The organism is Kiritimatiellia bacterium (genome assembly GCA_026417735.1).
Taxonomy (GTDB): domain Bacteria; phylum Verrucomicrobiota; class Kiritimatiellia; order PWTM01; family PWTM01; genus CAACVY01.
Window position 1 is genome coordinate 508,401 of record JAOACR010000009.1, and the last position, 17,461, is coordinate 525,861.

Here is a 17,461-nt window from a genome sequence, read left to right on the forward strand (position 1 = left end):
ACACCTGCCTTCCTCAAGCGCCACCGACCCCCGTCAGTTCCTCAGGCGCCAGCGCAGGCGATAATAGCGGACCTTCGCGCCGGTGTCATCGCCTGCGGCGGAAACCGTCGTCGGATCGGCCGGGTTCACCGTCGCCGCTTTCTGCGCCGGGCTGCCCGACAGCGGACTCCACGGCCCTGCGAGCGACGGCGCCGCCTCCATCCAGATCTCAATCGGCTCCGTCAACCGCGAAATGCCGCGCGCGAGCCGGGCGCGGGCTTCAAGCGAACCGCCTGTCCGGCGCAGCGAGGAGATCTCGATCAGCTGATCTGAGCCGGGAACCGAAGTGCGGTCGTTCGGGTTGGTACCCGCGGCAATCTCGAGGATGTCGGGGTATCCGTCCCGATCCGTGTCCGCCAGCAGCGGGCTCGCCCCCCGCGCCAGCTCAAGGCCGTCCGGCACGCCGTCGCCGTCGGAGTCACGCAGCAGCGGCGAACTGCCAATCGAAAGCTCCACTCCATCGGCGACACCATCGCTATCGGTGTCGACCAGGCGCGGATTGGTGCCGTGGAGCATCACCTCGACACCGTCCGGAATGCCGTCGCCATCGGTGTCCGCCAGCAGCGGGTTGCTGTCCACCGCCGATTCCAGATATTCCTCGAGATCGTTCAGACCGTCGGCATCCGTGTCAGTCCAGCCGCGCAGCGCACCGCGCCCCATTGTCGCGAGGCTGCCGTTGAGATACCACTCCCACGCGTCCGGCAGCCAGTCGTTGTCGGTGTCACGATCGCGCAGCACCAGCACCCGGCCGCCGAGGCTCGGCGGCAGTGCGAGGTCCGCCGCACGATATGGGGTGGTGCTGAGCGCGATCCATCCGCGCGACTCCCACGCGTCCAGCCGACCGTTCGCGTTCTGGTCCATGTACGCGCGCACGTAGTAGGTGCCCGCGTTCAGACCACGCAGCCGGAACTCCACACGGCCGGCGACGCCCTCGTTGGTCACACTGACTTTCTGCACAACCGTGCGCGCCCACGGCAGACCGTGGAAGTCACGGGAGCCGAACGCCTCGACGATGATCCGCGGGTTCAACACCTTGCCCTGATAGAACACCTCGCCAGCGATGTCGTACGGGCCGCCCGGGCCGGCGGCCAGGTTCACGTGCAGGGTGCGGGCCGCCGACCATGCGCCCGCGCCGTGAGCGTTCCAGCCCCGCACCTGCCAGGTATAGACACCATCCTCATAGATCGGCACCCGCACTCGCTGCACACCGTCATTGTCCGCGACCGGTGTCAAATCCAGCCGGCTGAACACCGGCGTGCCACCCGCACTGTAGACGACCAGCTCGTAGCGCACCGCGTTGGTGTCGGTGACAAACGCGAGCCAATCCACCGCTGCGCGGCGCACCGTGCCATTCGCGGTCACCGGCGTCGGCGCCGCGGGCAGCTTGTTCGCGGTGCCGAATGTCACATTGAACGCGCCGGAGGTGATGGCGGGCACTTTGAACGGATCGTCCGTGGCGCGGTACACGAAGTACTGCCAGGTGGAGACCGAGCTCAGCCCGTTCGAGTAACCTGCCGCGATGAAATCCCCCTCGTGGAAGAATGTCCGCCCCCGGATGAACCGATCCAGAACCTGTGCGCCGTTCGCCGCCCGAACGATCACGCGGTAGTCGCTCGTTGTTCCCTGCGCGGGCCAGGAGAATCGGTGGAAGCCCTGGCGGCCCACAGACAGCCCGAACGTGAACTCATCAAACGCCCACGTTCCGCCCACCGGCAATCCTTCCGCCAGCCCGAAGGGTTCGCCGGGATCCCACGTCTCATTGTTGTTGAAATCCCGGAACGCGTACGCCCAGTTCGGACCGCCCTTCATCCGGCCAGCCGAATAGCCCTGCGACTGCACTGTGAACGGGTTCGTGAGCGGCACGCTGCCAGCGGGGATCACCACCACCCCGTCCGGCACTCCCTCCATCGAATTCGTGGTGTACAGCGCCACCACAAACTGGCCGGCCGCGTTGGTTAGCGTGGCGGACTTCGCGGTGCTGCGAATCAACGGCACCGGCCACGAGAGGGCGGAAACCGGGCTCGGCGCGTTCGAATAGGTGCCGTCCGTGAGAACGGACGCCAGGAACTCGTCCTCATTGATCCAGCCGTCTTGGTCTGAATCCAGATGAGAATCGCTGATCAGCGGGTCTAGCACACCCGAATACCGGTTTTCCCAGAGATCCGGCATGCCGTCCCCCTCGCTGTCGTCGCCGAGCACCTGGATGTGCAGGAACCGGTTCGTGAAGAACGCCACATTGCCGATCAGCGACGCCGCATGCCGCCAGTGGTTGGTCCACTCGTTGCGGTACCGGAAGTCTTCCACCTGCCCGCGTCGAGGCGCGGTGTCGTCGGCGGTGCCCCACAGCGCATCCGCACCGCGGGTGGCGAACGTGAAGTCGTCGAACTTGTAGTAGCCGGCGAGCGTGCTCTCACTGCCGCTCAGCCCCGTCAGCGCCGGCGGCCGTGCACTGTTCCACACCGCCAGCTCGTCAATGAGGCCAATGAATCCCTGCCCGACGCGCTGGACGAGGTTCGCTGCGTTGGTGAGGCCCGACGCCGTGGAATTGAATACCGTCCCTGCCAGCGAGCCGTTCACCCACAGTCCCAGCAGGCGCGTGGTCTCATCGTACGAAGCGGCCACGTGGGTCCAGTTGGTGACAAACAGCGGATTGGGCGCCACTGGCTCCAACGGCACCGGCACCGCGCTGGTCACCGCGATGGTTCCCAGCCCCGTGTTCCATAGCACGTACGGCCGCGCGGTGGGCGTCAGCCCCAGCGTCAGCGATTGGGCGACGCCGTGCGACCATGTTCGCTGGTAGATCGTTCCGCCGACGCCCAACATCGAAGCCAGCGGACTGATCCATGCCCCCACGGTCAGGCTCCCCGTCTGCCACCGTCGTTCCGGATCTTCGCGCTGCAGCTCCAGGTACGAGCCCGCCGTGCCAAAGAAACGCAGTGCACGCTGGAACGAGGGACTAGTCGAGTCGCGTGGATCGAAGACGACCTGCGTGATCTCGTACAGGTCCGTCAGACTGTCATCGTCCGTGTCCACATTGCCAGGGTCGGTACGGTACACGACGACTTCATCACGGTTCGAAATTCCGTCGCCGTCGGTATCATCCGAACCATCCGGCACGCCGTCACCATCGGTATCCATGATGGTCGGATTCGTGCCGCCCAGATACTCGCCGTAATCCGGCAATCCGTCGAGATCATAGTCGGAGGTCCCGTTCACAGCTGTCAGGTTCTGGAAGTAGCGAAACTCCCAGGCATCGGGGATCCCGTCGCCATCAGTGTCGGCGCCACCACGCCCGGTGCCCCACGTGGTGCCGAGCGAGAAGTACTCGAAGGTGACGCGCGCCGGCAGCGTGCTGCCCGGTGGGGGCAGTTCGATGTTCGTAATTCGGATGCCCGTCGGCGTCTGGTCCCACCAGCGCGACGCCGGCTGCGTGTCCTCACTGAACACTCGCATGTTCCGGCTGCCCGGGAAGGGATCACCGCTGTCGCCAAGGTTCAGTCCGTCCTGCAGGTCGGTGCGGCCGTCAGCCTGCAGAATCTCCCAGGTGAAGTGGTTGTTCACCTTTTGCTGGATCGGCACCGCGTTTTCAAAATCGCTGTAGTCGAAGTGCTCGATGTAAATGCCGCGACCACCGACGACCGGGTAGGCGGTGTTGTTGTCCGTGTACCACATCCACAACCCTTCCGCCGGCTTCGCGGGGTTGCCGAAGAAGTAATACTGATCGCCGTACCGCTCCACCGGGAAGAAGTCCAGTGTGACCGGCCCGCCGTCCAGCGGCAGCAAACTCGCCAGGTTTTGCGGACTGATCCACGGCCCGCCGATGCCCGCCATCATCTTCAGGTCCGGAATCCCATGCACCATCGCGCCGCTCGACATCAGGTCATAGCTACCGATCGGCCAGTTCACAATAGGGTTTCCACCCGACCAAGTGTCGTAATCGTAGAGGTCCGGCCAACCCATCAGGTCATGTCCCTGCTCGTGCGACAACAGGCCCATGCCGAAGTCCTGCGCCGCCGGAGCCTGGTTTGGATCCCAGGTGGGATCGAACACACCGTCCGGCCGGATCTGCGGATTCTCGCCCGCTCCGTTCAGCGGCCGGACCTGGAAGAACATTGTGAGCACCGCGTTGGTGTCGCGGCTGATGAATGGAATCATCTGGCCGGAGGGGCCGCCGAGCGCAGCCCAACCTTCGTGGCCCGGCGAGACGGGGTAGATGCCATACGCATAGAGGATGCCGAGCGAAGTGCGGCCCATCAGCTGCGCAAAGTCTTCGCTCTGGTCCCAGAGCTCGATCAAATGCTCCATGAAGCGGTACCACGAGTGCACGCCTGGATCGGGTGTGTCGGCAAGATAGTTGGCCTCGCCCTGCAGCTCGCGGCCGCCGTCGAGATAGCCGTCGCAGTTCGTGTCGCGGAACTGGCGGGGGTGAACGTCCACACCGGGAACGCCGTCCCGGCGATGAGTCAGAAACTCAATGGTCATCTGGTTGGCGCCGTCATAGCCGTTGCCGGCAATGGTGAGGAACGCGTACGGTCCGGCACTCGGCGTGAAGCCATCTCCCGGCCCATAGAAATTGGCGGTTCCTTCGATGTCATGCCCCCAGATGGCCTCGTTCCAGGGGGAGGTCACCTCACCGAGTCGCCCGTCGCCCATCACCATCGCGACCGCGTTGGTCGCGGCGAACTCAAAGACGTCGGCCGAGCTGGTCACCCGCCAGTTGATCGTGTCGCCGACCGTGTAATCGCCGAACAGGTGGTAGATGGAGGAGGGCATGTCGCAGTACTCGGCGGGGCTGTCATAGCCCCAGGACGTCGCCGGGATCCAGAACGTGTTCGTATCCCGGCCGCTGTTCGGCGTATAGCGCTGAATCTGGTAAATGCCGCCCGGAAAGGCCGGTGCCGGCGTGACGCCCTGACCAAAAACCTGCTCGTACCAGTCGTCCCAGGTCGCATAGCCGGACCGTGGATCCCATCCCCCGCCCGGTGCCGCTGAAGTCCATAGCAATCGCCCGCTCGCGTCCACCGTGCCGGGCGTTGGCGGCGCAGTGGCGGTCACCGGCGTCGCACGCGCATCCCACACCCACTTGCCGGACACTCCCTGGTCGGTCCAGTCGTCCGGTCCGTCATACCGCCCATTGAACGCCCGAGCGACCAGCGCGGTCCATGCGCCCGGATAGTTCCACGCCAAGTAGTTCGTGTAAAAGGTGTACGTGAACGAGATTGGCCGGTTCCGAGTGTTGATGCTCCCGTTGGCCAGACGGTTCCCCCGCTCCTCCGAGCAGTTCGGCAGCAGCGCGGGCGGACACTGCACGAACGCATGCGCGCCGCGGGCGGGATCGTAAATGGAAAGGAAGTCTTCAAACCGCTCGCCGGGGACCGGATCCGTGGGCTGGCCGTCCTCCGAGTTGGTGATGCGGCGGATCGGATACGCCGGCCGCTGAGACACGACCGGAGAGCGCAAATCGCCATACAGCCGGATGCCCGACGCGGGCGTTGCGGTGGCCAGCTTGTAGGTACCATAGAGCTCACGCGCCGCAAACAAGCGCGCGCGCACCGTCTGCGGAGTTGGATACGCATTCGCCGGCGGGGGGCCAGGCGACTTCACCACGTCGGCCCACAGGAAGTAACCACGGCTTGCCGCCTGCGCGTTGGAGTAGCAGTACGCCTGATACTCGATGTAAAGGCCGGTATCCACGATCTGCAATGTGCCGGCCCCGTCGCTGGTGGCGTCCAGGTAGCCGTTGGGCGGAATGGTTGTGCCGTCGGGCAGCGAGCCCGGGATTGGATAGGGATTGATCGGATACGGCATCGGGATCGCCGTGTTGGTGACGATCACGTGGGTGAAGTCGCCCTCGTTGCTGCCCGGCGTGCCCGGGTCGGGCGACAGATCCAGTTCGTTGTGCCCCCCAATCGCGACCTGCACACCGCCAACCGCAACGTAGATCGTCAGGATCCGGTTGTAGCTGCCATTGTCGTTGTAGTCGGCGAAGAGTTCGCCACCATACTGGCTCCAGGCCCCATCCGTGTTGCGGGGATTCCAGGCGGTCGGCTCACCGGCAAACGCGACGAGATGGTCGCTGTCCCAGAAATCTTCGCCCGGTTGCGGCGGATCCCACTGGCCGTTGTTGTTCGCGTCGACGAACGCCTCGCCGGGCGTCCAGACCTCGTCTGTGTCGGCAGCGTCGTACGAAAATGCGTAGAACAGCGAATTGAAGGCGTTCTGCGAATACCGCCGGTTCGGCGAGCCAATCTCGCCGGAGGGGAGGTTCACTGCGCCGTCGGGATTGCGTCCCTCGTCGGTCTCGAAATTGAACGCGTCGGGGAGCCCGGTGCCCCGCACGAACGGCCCGCGGGACGGCCGGGAGCGCAGCGGCCACGGCATCGTCACGAATCCGAAGGTCTTGGTGTCCCCGTACGCCCCGCGCAGCTTCACCCCGGTCGAGGGGTTGTAGTCAAAGTACGAGATTTCCTTCCAGAAATTTTCGTACCGCGTCTGGTACGCATACTCGATGAAGTTGCGCGCAAGATTTGCCGGGATCCCGTTTGTGTGGCCGGATTTCGGCACCAGAGCCGGAAACACCGGCGTCACCCAGTCCGGAATGGGCTCGACCGCCCGCACGGGCGCCCAGCGCGCCGCACCACCGAGCATGGTCACCATCGCTGCGATTCTCAACCATCGGCGCTGCATGGTCCGAGTCTCCTTCAGGGGGTCGTCCGCACACGCTCCGGCGCGTCCGCGGCGGCCGCCATCTGCCGTGTCTGAACCGTCTCGCCCGTCGCCGGATCCACGAGCGGCGCGCTGCGGTGAATCTCGCGCCACTCATCCATCAGCTCGCGCTGCCGAGCGAGGGCCGCCTGGGCATCTTCGCGCCATCGCGCGACACCCGGCACCGCCGCCATTGCCGCCTCCAGAGCCTGCGCCGCGGCGCGCAACCGCTCGTAATACGTCCGCAACTGCTCGTTGGTTCGGGCCGAACGCATCAACTGCGCCAGCCGTTGCCGGGCGGTGCGGCTGGCCATTTCCGCCTCACGGGCGGCGCGGCCCGTCTCGGCCAGCTCTTTCATCATCTCCCTCGCCAGATCTGTTCGGGCCTCGGCCACCGCCATCCGTGCGCGGTCGCGCGCGCACCACTCGCACCCCTCCTGAGGGCCGGCATCCGCCCGTGCCAAGTGCTCCTCCACATGCTGTTTCAGCCCGGCCAACCGCGCAGCGGCTTCCGCCGCGCGCGTCTGAGCCGCCCGACTCTGCTGCTCCGCTTCCATCCGCCCCGGCAACTCGCGCAAACGCTGTTCCAGCGCCTCGCGTGCGGCGCGCAGCTCCGCCACCAGAGGTGCCACCGCTGGCGTGCCCGCCGCCTCCGCCCTCGCCAGCGTCCACTGGCGCTCCGCCTCAATGCGGCGGGACTCCAGCTCACCGAACTCGCGCCCGATCTCCTCCAAACGCGCTTGCTGCTCCGGCGTGAAGCGCCGGTCCACCACTTTCGTCGGCACCATGTCGCGCTCGGTGGACTGCTCGGAGGAGACCGCCGGAGACGCCGGTGCAACCAGCGGACGGACCTCGTCGTGCGGACGCGGTTCCAGAATATCGGCTGGCTGTTTTGTTGCGCCGGGGCGCCATCGCCACACGACAACCACCACCGCTGCCGCCGCCACCAGCACCGCCACCCTTGCCAGCGCAGCAGCCCGGGCCTGTGCGCGCTGCTTCATTGCTCTGAAGAAGTAAACCACAGCCGCCGGTCGACAGCAACCCGCACCGATGAAAAAACCACATCCCGTCAGCTTCTTTTCCGCGCACCGCCCTCCGCCGGCGACAACGTTCGCGCCCCCGTCGCGCCAGCTTCGCTCCAACGCAGCCGCGCCACCTGGCGCGTGCGGGCGGCGCAGCCTATCCCCTCAGCAGGTCGCGATGGCGGCGCAGGTAGAGCAGTCCGGAAGCGACGGTCATCGCTGCAGCCGCAAGGGACAGCAGATACGCCCCTCGCTGCAGCACCCGTCCGAAGTCGGCCACCGCCGCGGGTCGCACCGCGGGAAGCACATCCTGGTACAGCGCCAGACCGGCGAAAATCACAAGGATCACAACAATCTGACCGATGGTCTTGTGCTTGCCCCAGGATTCGGCCGAAATGTCCCGCCCGGAACGACCGGCCAGGATTCGCAGACCCGTCACCAGAAACTCCCGCGCGAGGATCACTACGACGACCCACGCCGGCACCAGTCCGCGCGGAGCGCCGGGCAATCGCGTCTCGACCAGACTCACCAGCGCCGCGCAGACCAGCACCTTGTCCGCCAGCGGATCGAGAAGCTGCCCCAGGAGCGTGACGCCGTGCCCCGCGCGCGCGAGATGGCCGTCGAGCCAGTCGGTCGCCGCCGCGGCCAGAACGATCACCACCGCCACCGAAGCCACCCCGGCGCGGCCCACACTCATCACCAGCAGCAGCACGCCCGCCAGCAGCAGCCGACCGATCGTCAGCGCGTTCGGCAGATTCATGGTCGGGTGGCCGGCGGCGTGCCCGCGCGTACGCCGGCAGGGTCGAGATACGGATCGGGCGGCAGTTCGATCACATCGGTGCCCACCACGGGTGGTCGCGCGGCTTCCCGCGCCCACTGGCGAGCCCACAGCGAAAAGCCGCGGATCGCGATCCAGCCGGCGCCAATCGAGAACACCGCCATCAACACCGTCCGCACGAATCGGCGAAGCGCCGGCGATTCGTATAGCGACCGCGCGCGGTCGGTCCACCCCGAGGCCGGCGCCGCCGATCCGGAGGCCCCACCCTCGCCGACCAGATCGGTTGGTGGCGCCAGCTCGGGCGAGGGCGGCAGGCGGCGCGGCACCACGCGGGAGGTGACTTCCGGCGTCAGCACCGGACGGGTGGCCCCCCACCGTCGCAGGTACTCACGCACCAACTCCTCCCGATCCAGTCCGAGATACTCCCCGTACAACCGCAGAAACCCCTTCACATACACCGGCGCGCCGACGCGGTCGAACTGGTCGTTCTCCATCAGCTCGAGCTGGGTCGCCTTGATCCGCGTCGCTTCCGCCGCCTCGGAAAGCGTGACGCGCCGCCGCAGCCGCGCCTCGCGCAAACGGGCACCGAGGGAAAGTTCTGCGCCGTCCTGAGAAGTGCTCATTGGCTCGTCTCGTCTTTCGACGGTCCGCCGGATGTGCCGGCAGGGTTCGTCGGAATCTCGCCATCCAGATCAATCAAGATTTCCCGCGGGTCGGACCCCTGCGCCGGGCCGACGATCCCCCGCTCCTCGAGCAGATCCATCAGCCGCGCCGCGCGCGTGTAACCGATCCGCAAGCGCCGTTGCAGTGACGAGGTCGAGGCGCGGCGCGTCTGCCGGATCACCTCGATCGCTTGCTCGATCAGCTCCTCATCTTCCTCGAGGTCGGGAATCTCCGCATTCTTTTTCTCGATTTTTTCCACCACACCCGTCTCATACGCCGGCGGCCCTTGCCGCTTCCAATGCTCGGCGACCGCCAACACGTCGCGATCGGTGACCAAGCACCCCTGAGCGCGAACGAGCCGTCCCATGCCGGGCGGCAGAAACAGCATGTCGCCCCGGCCGAGCAGTTTGTCGGCCCCGTTCGCATCGAGGATCGTTCGACTGTCGTTCTTCTGCGCCACCTGGAACGCGATCCGCGCGGGAAAGTTCGCCTTGATTGTGCCGGTGATCACGTCCACGGAGGGGCGCTGCGTTGCAAGAATCATGTGAATGCCGACCGCGCGCGAGAGCTGCGCCAGCCGGGCGATCTGGTTCTCGATTTCCGCCTGCGCGACGAGCATCAGGTCGGCCAGCTCGTCCACCACGATCACGATGTAGGGCAGTCGCTCCGGCAGGTCGCCCGCCGTCGCGCGTTCCACCCCGCCGAATAGATCCGGCTGCCGCGCGATTGCGCGGGAGTTGAACGCCCGGATGTTGCGAACACCGGCGCGCGCGAACAGCTTGTAGCGGGCCTCCATCTCCTGGATCGCCCATCGGAGTCCATGCGCGACTTTCTTCGCATCGGTGATCACCGGCACCACAAGGTGAGGCAGGTCCCGAAACGCCGCGAATTCGACAATCTTTGGATCCACCAGCAGCAGCCGTAGCTGATCGGGTGTGCGGCACATCAACAGACCGGTGAGCAGCGAGTTCATGCAGACCGTCTTACCCGAACCCGTTGCACCGGCAATCAGCAGATGCGGCATGTCCGCAAGGTCCGCAATCAGGACCCGCCCGCCGACGTCTTTACCTAGCGCCAGCGGCAGCGCCGCGGTGGTCGCACGCCAGGCCTCGCTCTCCACCACCTCGCGCAAGAAAACCACCGACGTCTTCGGATTCGGAACTTCGATGCCAATCACGCCCTTGCCCGGCACCGGTGCGAGCACGCGCACGCTCTCCGCCTTCAGCGACAGACCAATGTTGTTGCTCAGGCTGACGATTTTCTCCACGCGCACTCCGGGCGCAGGTAGCAGCTCGTAGCGGGTGACGACCGGGCCAGTCTCCACATTGGTGATTCTTGCCTCAATGCCGAAGTCCGCCAGCGTCTCGATCAACGTCTGCTGGGAGCGCTGAAGATCATCAACGATCACCCGGTCCGCATCGGGCGGCAGCGGCTCCAATAGATCGGTGGTTGGCAGTGTCCAGGTACGGGCCAAGCCCGGCTCCGCAGAGGTCGTCACCGGCGCCGAGCCGGCCGGAGCAACGAGGGGACGGTCGGCGCCGGACATCTGAGCGCTGGCTCCCGCAGCTGCGTTGGTCGGCGGTGCCGACGCAGAGGGGGCTGTGGGGGCGACCGGCGACCCAGCCGGCCGGTCGGGCGATTTGGATGAGGGCGGAGGCACGGGATCGGACCGCACCGCGGGTGTTGTCGTAACCCGGTCCGGAATCTCGCCGTGACGTCGCAGCGCCTCTTCAATCGTCCGCCGCTTCTGCGCAATCTGCTTTTCCGCCTCCGCGAGGCGCGCCAGCCGGTCCATCCGCCGCCATCGTGTTTCCTGCCAGCCTGCCCACAGCCGCATCACCGCGTGCGCTACTGCGCGGCCCACACGATAGGGGCTGATCCGCAAAAAGAACACCAGTCCGGCGGCGAGAGATGTCGCCGCAAAGATCAGTGCACCCAGCTCGCCAAACCATGGCGTCATCACGCGCCGCCCGAGCCACAGTCCGAAAATTCCGCCCGGCGAGGGCAGGTTCAGCCGCTGTGCCCAATCCGCCGTGATGCCGGGCCGCAAGTCCAGCAGCATCGTCCAGCCACCGACCAGCAGCAGCAACCACAGCCCCCGCGGCCACACTGGGCCGATCCGCTGGAAGAAAAAGAACCCCGTCCACACCAACCAGCCGAACACGAGCGCCCACGCGGCCAACCCTAAGAAGGTATAAAGGCCGTAGGCTGTCCATGCACCGGCCAGTCCGATCAAATTCTGCACCGGCCGGTTTGGCGGCACCGCATTCGCCGGCACGTCAAAGGGGTCGTACGAGCCCAGTGCCAACAGCGCCATCAGACAGCCGAAGAGCAGCAGAAAGCCGGCACACTCCCGCCAGCCAACACCGTCCCCCGTCGTCCTTCGGACCGCCATCGCGTCTCACCGTCCGGCCCGATCGCCCTCCGGGGTGGCCGGGTAACAGCCGGCCGAACGACCACCCCCAGCAAACGGCCGGCTATTCCTCAACCAGATCCACCCAGCGCCGCACCGACTCATCCTTCTCCGGCGCGGTCGCCGGCTCAGTGGCCGGCCGTGGCTGTTCCGTTGAGCCAGCTGCGGTCGGTGCGGCGCCCGCGGTCTCCGGCGGAACCGGCGCTGTCTCGGCCACCCGCGGCCCACCGCCCCCTCCTCCACCCCCTCGGCGGCGCCGCCCGCGACGCCCACCACCGCCCTCCCGCCCCGGTCGCGCGTCCGGACGCCGGCCACCCGGCTGCCGCTGCTCCGCGCCCGCCTCGCCGGAGGACTCCATTGCCTTGCGCAGCGTCGCAACTCGCAGCGTCACGACGCCCGCCTCCGCAGCCTGACGTTCGATTTCCGGATCGTCACACACCAGCGTCGCCGGCCCCCGCCGTGCGGCCGCACGCGCCAGCTCCAGCAGACGCGCACCCCGCCGCGCCGGCGACTCCGCGTAGTAGACGGTGACGCCCTGGAACTGATCACCATCGCCCGCCCGGTGCAGCGGCTCCCCATCGAACACCACCGCGGAGGGAATTTTCTCCTGTTCCGCAAACCGACCCAACCGGTGGAGCAACGCGATCATGTCACGCGGGCCTGGCCGCTGCTCCGGCCGCACACCGAGCAACGCACGGCCGTCCACAATCATGCGCGCGCTCACGGCTGGCGTGTCGGAGGAAAACAGCCCCGCTATCGCTTCCAGCAGACCCATGGGAACTCCTGTTCGTTCATCCGGCGCGCTGTGCGATCGGCGCACCTGCTCCGCCGCGCCGCAGTTCGGCTGCATTCGTTCCTCGCCGACCGGCACGGCCCACGCGGGCAGTCTAGGCGACGCCCACCCAGGGTTCAAGTTGCGCAGCCCATCACCCGGACGCCCGGTCACCAGCGGTAGTAACGATACGGATCGTCGTCCGCCACCGGCGGCTGCAGATAGAAGCTGCGGAGCCACGGACCCGGCCGGGCCAGGTATGGCGGCGTGAGGATTCCGCCCGCCTCCCGCGCCGCGTGCACCAGCACAACCAGCTGGTTCCCGCGCTCGCGCAGCCGGTTGCGCGGCAGCGAGATGGATCGGGAGTGCACGTGGCAGGTCTTCGGATGGCTTTTCCACGTCACCTCGTCCAGCAGCTCGTCATTCAGCCACACCCAGGATTCCGCGCCGGTGGGCCCCAGCTCGAGCGTGAGATCCTGTTGCTCAAATCCGGGTGGCAGATCGAAGGCCAGCCGGTACCAGTACGGCCCGCTGTAGCCGTTCATCTCCGGCGAGAGCAGGTGAATCGGCGAGGGCACCTGCACCAGCGGCCAGGAACGGTCATCATGGTCGGCTCGCCACCACCCGTTGGTGCGGCCCTCCCGCTTCGGGTCGGGCTGACCACGCCAGCCGTTGGTCCAGCAGATTGCAACCGGCACCGCCGGCTGTTCGAGCAACTCGACCACCGGATTGCGGGCGGCGGCGCCGAGGTTGTGCAGCAGCCGCGATACCAGCCAGAGCGTGCGCCGGCAGGTCGTGCGCAGCCTCGGGCTTCGCTCCGCGTCGAAGTGCCACGGTGCCACCTGCAGCGCGACCACCGCCCCCCGCCCACGCTGCCAGACTCGCAGCGCGGGATGTCCCTCGCCCCGGAGCGCGGAGATCGTTGGTCGGGTCCGCCAGTAGAGCTCGGCCGGCGAGATGCCGCGCAACAGTGGCTCTGCCCCCACGTCATCGCCGAACTCCGCCCGCGAAACCGGCGCGGACGGCCGCGCGTCGAGACCCGGCGCCCACGCGCGCAGCAGCTCCGCGTCGAGTCCCAGCGCCAGCACGTGCGCACCCGCCTCCACCGCCTCTTGCAGCTTCTGCGGCGGCCGGGCCCCCGGCCCGGCAACCAGCAGCAGCGACGCCGAGGGCTCCACCGCCGACGGCAGCGGTGCGGCATCCACCCCCAGATCGCGCAACAGCGTCGCGCCCCGATCGTCCCCCGCGTACAGCACCCGGCGAGCCGACGCTGCCGGCGCGCTCTGCAGATGCCTCAGCAGTCGGCGCACCAGATCCTCCGCGACCGGCTCCGGCGACGTCCGGTGGGCCACTTCGAGCTGACAAAACACCAGCCGCCCCGCACCCACCGTGGTCTCGAGCAGCGGGCTGTACTGCAGATCAAACCCCCCGTCCACCAGCGGCAGCCAGTCACCTCGCTCGGGTTTCTCCACCAGTACCGACGCGACCGCGTGCAAATTGCCCGCGCGCCACACCCGCGTGTTGCGGAACCCCTGCCACAGCCACGTGGGGTCGGTCGGTTCGAACGCCGGCGTCTCAAGATACGGCGGGATCAACGTCGAGGCGCCGTTCCAGTACGCGAAGTGGACGTCGCGTAGGCCCGCCAGCGCGGGGTGGGCCGCGCTCCGCACGAAAAACTGTCGCAGCGCATGAAGATTTGCGCGAAAACCGCGTTCCCACATTCGCTCGATGTCCTGCGCCAGCACCAAGACCCTCACCCCATTGCTGACGGCCCGGAACAGCGGCATCGGCCGCCCGCAGAGGTCCGGATGCGACCAGGCGCGCTCGCCAATCACCACCACGTCGCCCGGCCGAAGGTCCTCGCCCTGCAGCGAAACGCCGCGATACGGCACATCGACCCGCCGCAGCAGCGCCTCCGTGGCACCAACGGGATCCAGCAGCCGAACCGCTCGGTCCGGCCCATCGGACCGCCGCGCCGATAGCACCGTGAACACAAACTCATCGGTCTGGAGCTCGCCCGTGTCGAACTCCACACGCGCCTGTAACCGCAGCGGCCCCGGCGGCGCGGATGCCGGAACGCGCGCCGTCAGCGGCAGAAAGTGTCGACCACCCGCTTCGATGGTGCCGCGGCCATCCCCCCGCTCCGCGCCCCGCCCTTCTCCCAGCTGCCACTCATAGCGGTAGCGCCGGGTTCTCCGTGTGTCGTTCAGCACCACCACGGACTTCGTGACCCGGCTGCCCGGTAGCACCAGGTGCCGCTTCTCGGTGAATCGTCGCTCAGAGGCCGCCGTGGGCCCGCCGGGGCCGTGATCGGATGGATCGCCCCCAATGAACGCACACAGCGGCTGGTTCCAGCGCGCGAACACTCGTCCGATGGCCGTGGGTTCAAAGTGTTCCCGAGGGCCGGGATCGTAGATGTACTGGTCCTCCGCCCGCCGGAAGTCCGGCACGATCCCCGGCCGCTGCAGATCGCGATAGCGGGCGGGATGTTCCACCGTTGCGGTCGGCCGCACCCTACGCCACAGCCTCGCCTGATCCCACGGCAACATCGCGGAAATGCCCCACGCCCGATGGGACCTCCAGTTGTCCGCCGCAAACTGCGCGACCACCTCCTGGTGCATGGAATCCTGCCGCGACAGCTGCGACGCCAGCTCCCCCCAGTAGAACGGCCGCCCCTCCGCCCACAGCCGCTCCTCCACCTCCAACACTGCATCGAGAGCCGGATTCGACGCATACGCCCGCCCGCCCAGATACGCCGCCGCGAATTCCGCCACCCAGGCGCACTGCAGTGCCGGATTCCGCCAAATGAACAGTGGACCGCGATAGCTCGACCAGCTGGCAATGTGCGGCAGCCCCCATTCGACAAAGAACATCGGCTTACGGCCGGCGGTGCTCCAATGCGCCAGCCAGTCGCTCCGCTCCTGCAGTGGCGCCCAGTTGAGATAGATGTTCACCGTGTAGAGATCCCCGAGATTCCCCGAGTGGTGGTGGTAAATCGGACGGTCGGGGTCAAGCCGGCGCGCGATGTCGGCGGCCAGCTCCGCCTGCGCCCGCGAACGCCGGCGGACTAACGGGCGACTCGCCGACGGCGCCCGGCCGACGAGGTCCGGATCGAAGACTCCGTCCATCTTCAGTGGATTCTGGTCCCCGTAGTAGCCGGTGCTGTTGTGGTTCATCGCATAGAAAATCACCGCCGGGTGGTTCTGCACACGCCGGATCAGCCACTCCGCGAGGCGGCGGTACGCCGCCGCGAACGCCGGTTCATCCAGCTTCCACTCGAAGTCGCGCGCATGCGGCAGCGAGAAGCTCATCAAGATTCCGCGGCGGTCGCAGGCGTCGAGCAGCGCGTCGAGATAGCCGATCTCGCCCGGCCGCACGTCATAGTTGGCCATGATCAGAAAGTTGAAGCCGTACTCCCGCATTCGCTCCACCAAACGCTCCGCCGCTTCTGCGTCTGCCATGTGCGCGGCGCTGTTCGCGGTGGCGACGTGCAGTGCGCGAAGATGGATCGGCACGCCGTTGAGCAGAATGTCGCGGCCCGCAATCCGGATGTCACGGAAACCGAACCGCACCGGCGACATCTCGTCGAGTATCGTCCCCTGTTCATCGCACAAAGCCACAGAAAGCTCGAGCAAGTTCTCCGGTGTGTCCACATCCCACAGTGGCGCGTCCGCCCAGTCGGCCGCGACCGCCACCCGGCCCTCGCGCGGCTCCACGCGGTCCCATTCGAACGTCCGCAGCGTGTGTCCGCGGTGCCGCACCGTCGCCCACAGCCGGTATGCCGCCCGCGAAATGTTCTCGAGCCCGATGTCCAGCCCCAGACGGCGATCACCAACCGACGGCACCGCGCGCACGTCCCGAATGCGATCTGCCGTCGGTACCGACTCCAGGAAGACGTCCCCCGTGATACCTCGCAGCCGCACGCCCGCCGACTGCCGCGCCGCCTCTTCGGGCGAGAGAAATTCATCGCGCCCATTTTTCAGCGGCCGCGCGGTGACGCGCAGCGCAAGCTCATGGGCGCCGCCTGGCCGCACCGAGTCGGTGATGTCCAGTTCGCCGCCCGGGAACCACACCTCGCCCACAGCGCGGCCGTCCACAAAAACCGCCGCATGGGTCTGCAGCATCGTGAACACCAGGCGCACCCGCCGACCCGCCCAGCCGGCCGGAATCTGAATGCGGCGACGATACCAGGCCCGCTCGAGATTCCGCAGGTCACAGTCTCTCGGATCGATCGAGGGAGCCGCGTGAATCACCTGCGGGGCCGTCTCGAGATCGTCCTCGCCACTCGGCCAGATGCCGGGCACCTTGAACCACCCCCAGTGCGACCCGCCAGGCGGCACACGATCGGCCTCATCACCCGGCAGCACGGGCCGGAACCGCCACAGACCGTTCACGCAGAGGCGGGCGCGAGTACGGCTGCTGAGCGTTGCGGCGGCCGCCGCCTCCCACGGGTCGCCGGCAAACCCCTCCGGCAACGGCGCGTCCACCGGCCGTTCTGGCCGCACCCGGCCGACGACGATTCGGATGTCGTCAAAATCCGCGCGCCCTGTCCGGCCGAGGTTGGAGGCGCTGATCAGCAGCGTCTTCGCACCACGTGGGATCAGGTACTCGCGCTCGAACTCAAACCAGTCGCTTGTCCCGCTCGCGTGGGGGACCGCTGGCCACTCCCCCACGCGGCTGCCGTCCGCCCCGTGGAAGCTCATCGCCAAACGTGCATCCTTCCAGCTTTCGTCGCCGCGTTCGACGCCATGCACGCGCATCCGCAGCGACAGGCGCAGCGTCCACCAGTCTGGATGCAGTTCGATCCGCAGTGGAACCCCCAGACCGCCCCGCTCGATCCGTAAAAACCGGCGGCCGTCCTCCCGCACCACGGATGCGCCGGACATCTTCGGCCACGGCGGCGCCCAGTCGTCGCCCGCCTCGAAATCGCCGTTGGGCACCAGATTGGTCGCCGGCCCCGCACCTGCACTGAGCCGCAACCCGAGCATCAAGCCGCACACCCAGTGCCAACAGCGCTGCCGGTTCATCTGCTCGCTCCTTGAACGGGCCGTCAAAGCCGCCCGACGGGC

At 67.3% G+C, this 17,461-nt stretch carries 7 protein-coding genes; all 7 read right to left on the minus strand.

What is annotated here, in order from left to right:
- Window positions 1-33: 33 nt before the first annotated feature.
- On the minus strand, window positions 34-6,726 hold the full coding sequence (locus tag N2652_05755) for a hypothetical protein (protein MCX7818698.1): 6,693 nt from the start codon (window positions 6,724-6,726) through the stop codon (window positions 34-36).
- Window positions 6,727-6,740: 14 nt separating this feature from the next.
- Entirely contained in the window at window positions 6,741-7,745 is a 1,005-nt protein-coding gene (locus tag N2652_05760) for a hypothetical protein (protein ID MCX7818699.1), read from the minus strand.
- Window positions 7,746-7,923: 178 nt separating this feature from the next.
- Window positions 7,924-8,526 (minus strand): CDP-diacylglycerol--glycerol-3-phosphate 3-phosphatidyltransferase, encoded by a 603-nt coding sequence (gene pgsA / locus N2652_05765; protein ID MCX7818700.1) that lies wholly within the window; start codon window positions 8,524-8,526, stop codon window positions 7,924-7,926.
- Window positions 8,523-9,167, minus strand: a complete 645-nt coding sequence (locus tag N2652_05770; GenBank protein ID MCX7818701.1) for a helix-turn-helix domain-containing protein — start codon at window positions 9,165-9,167, stop codon at window positions 8,523-8,525. Before N2652_05770 ends, pgsA begins: the two co-directional genes overlap by 4 nt.
- On the minus strand, window positions 9,164-11,602 hold the full coding sequence (locus N2652_05775) for a DNA translocase FtsK (protein ID MCX7818702.1): 2,439 nt from the start codon (window positions 11,600-11,602) through the stop codon (window positions 9,164-9,166). The genes N2652_05770 and N2652_05775 overlap by 4 nt, the downstream gene beginning before the upstream one ends.
- Window positions 11,603-11,684: 82 nt before the next feature.
- A complete protein-coding gene (locus N2652_05780) occupies window positions 11,685-12,395 on the minus strand; it encodes a hypothetical protein (protein MCX7818703.1) in 711 nt (236 codons plus the stop codon).
- 167 nt (window positions 12,396-12,562) lie between these two features.
- Window positions 12,563-17,419, minus strand: a complete 4,857-nt coding sequence (locus N2652_05785; GenBank protein MCX7818704.1) for a hypothetical protein — start codon at window positions 17,417-17,419, stop codon at window positions 12,563-12,565.
- Window positions 17,420-17,461: the final 42 nt, after the last annotated feature.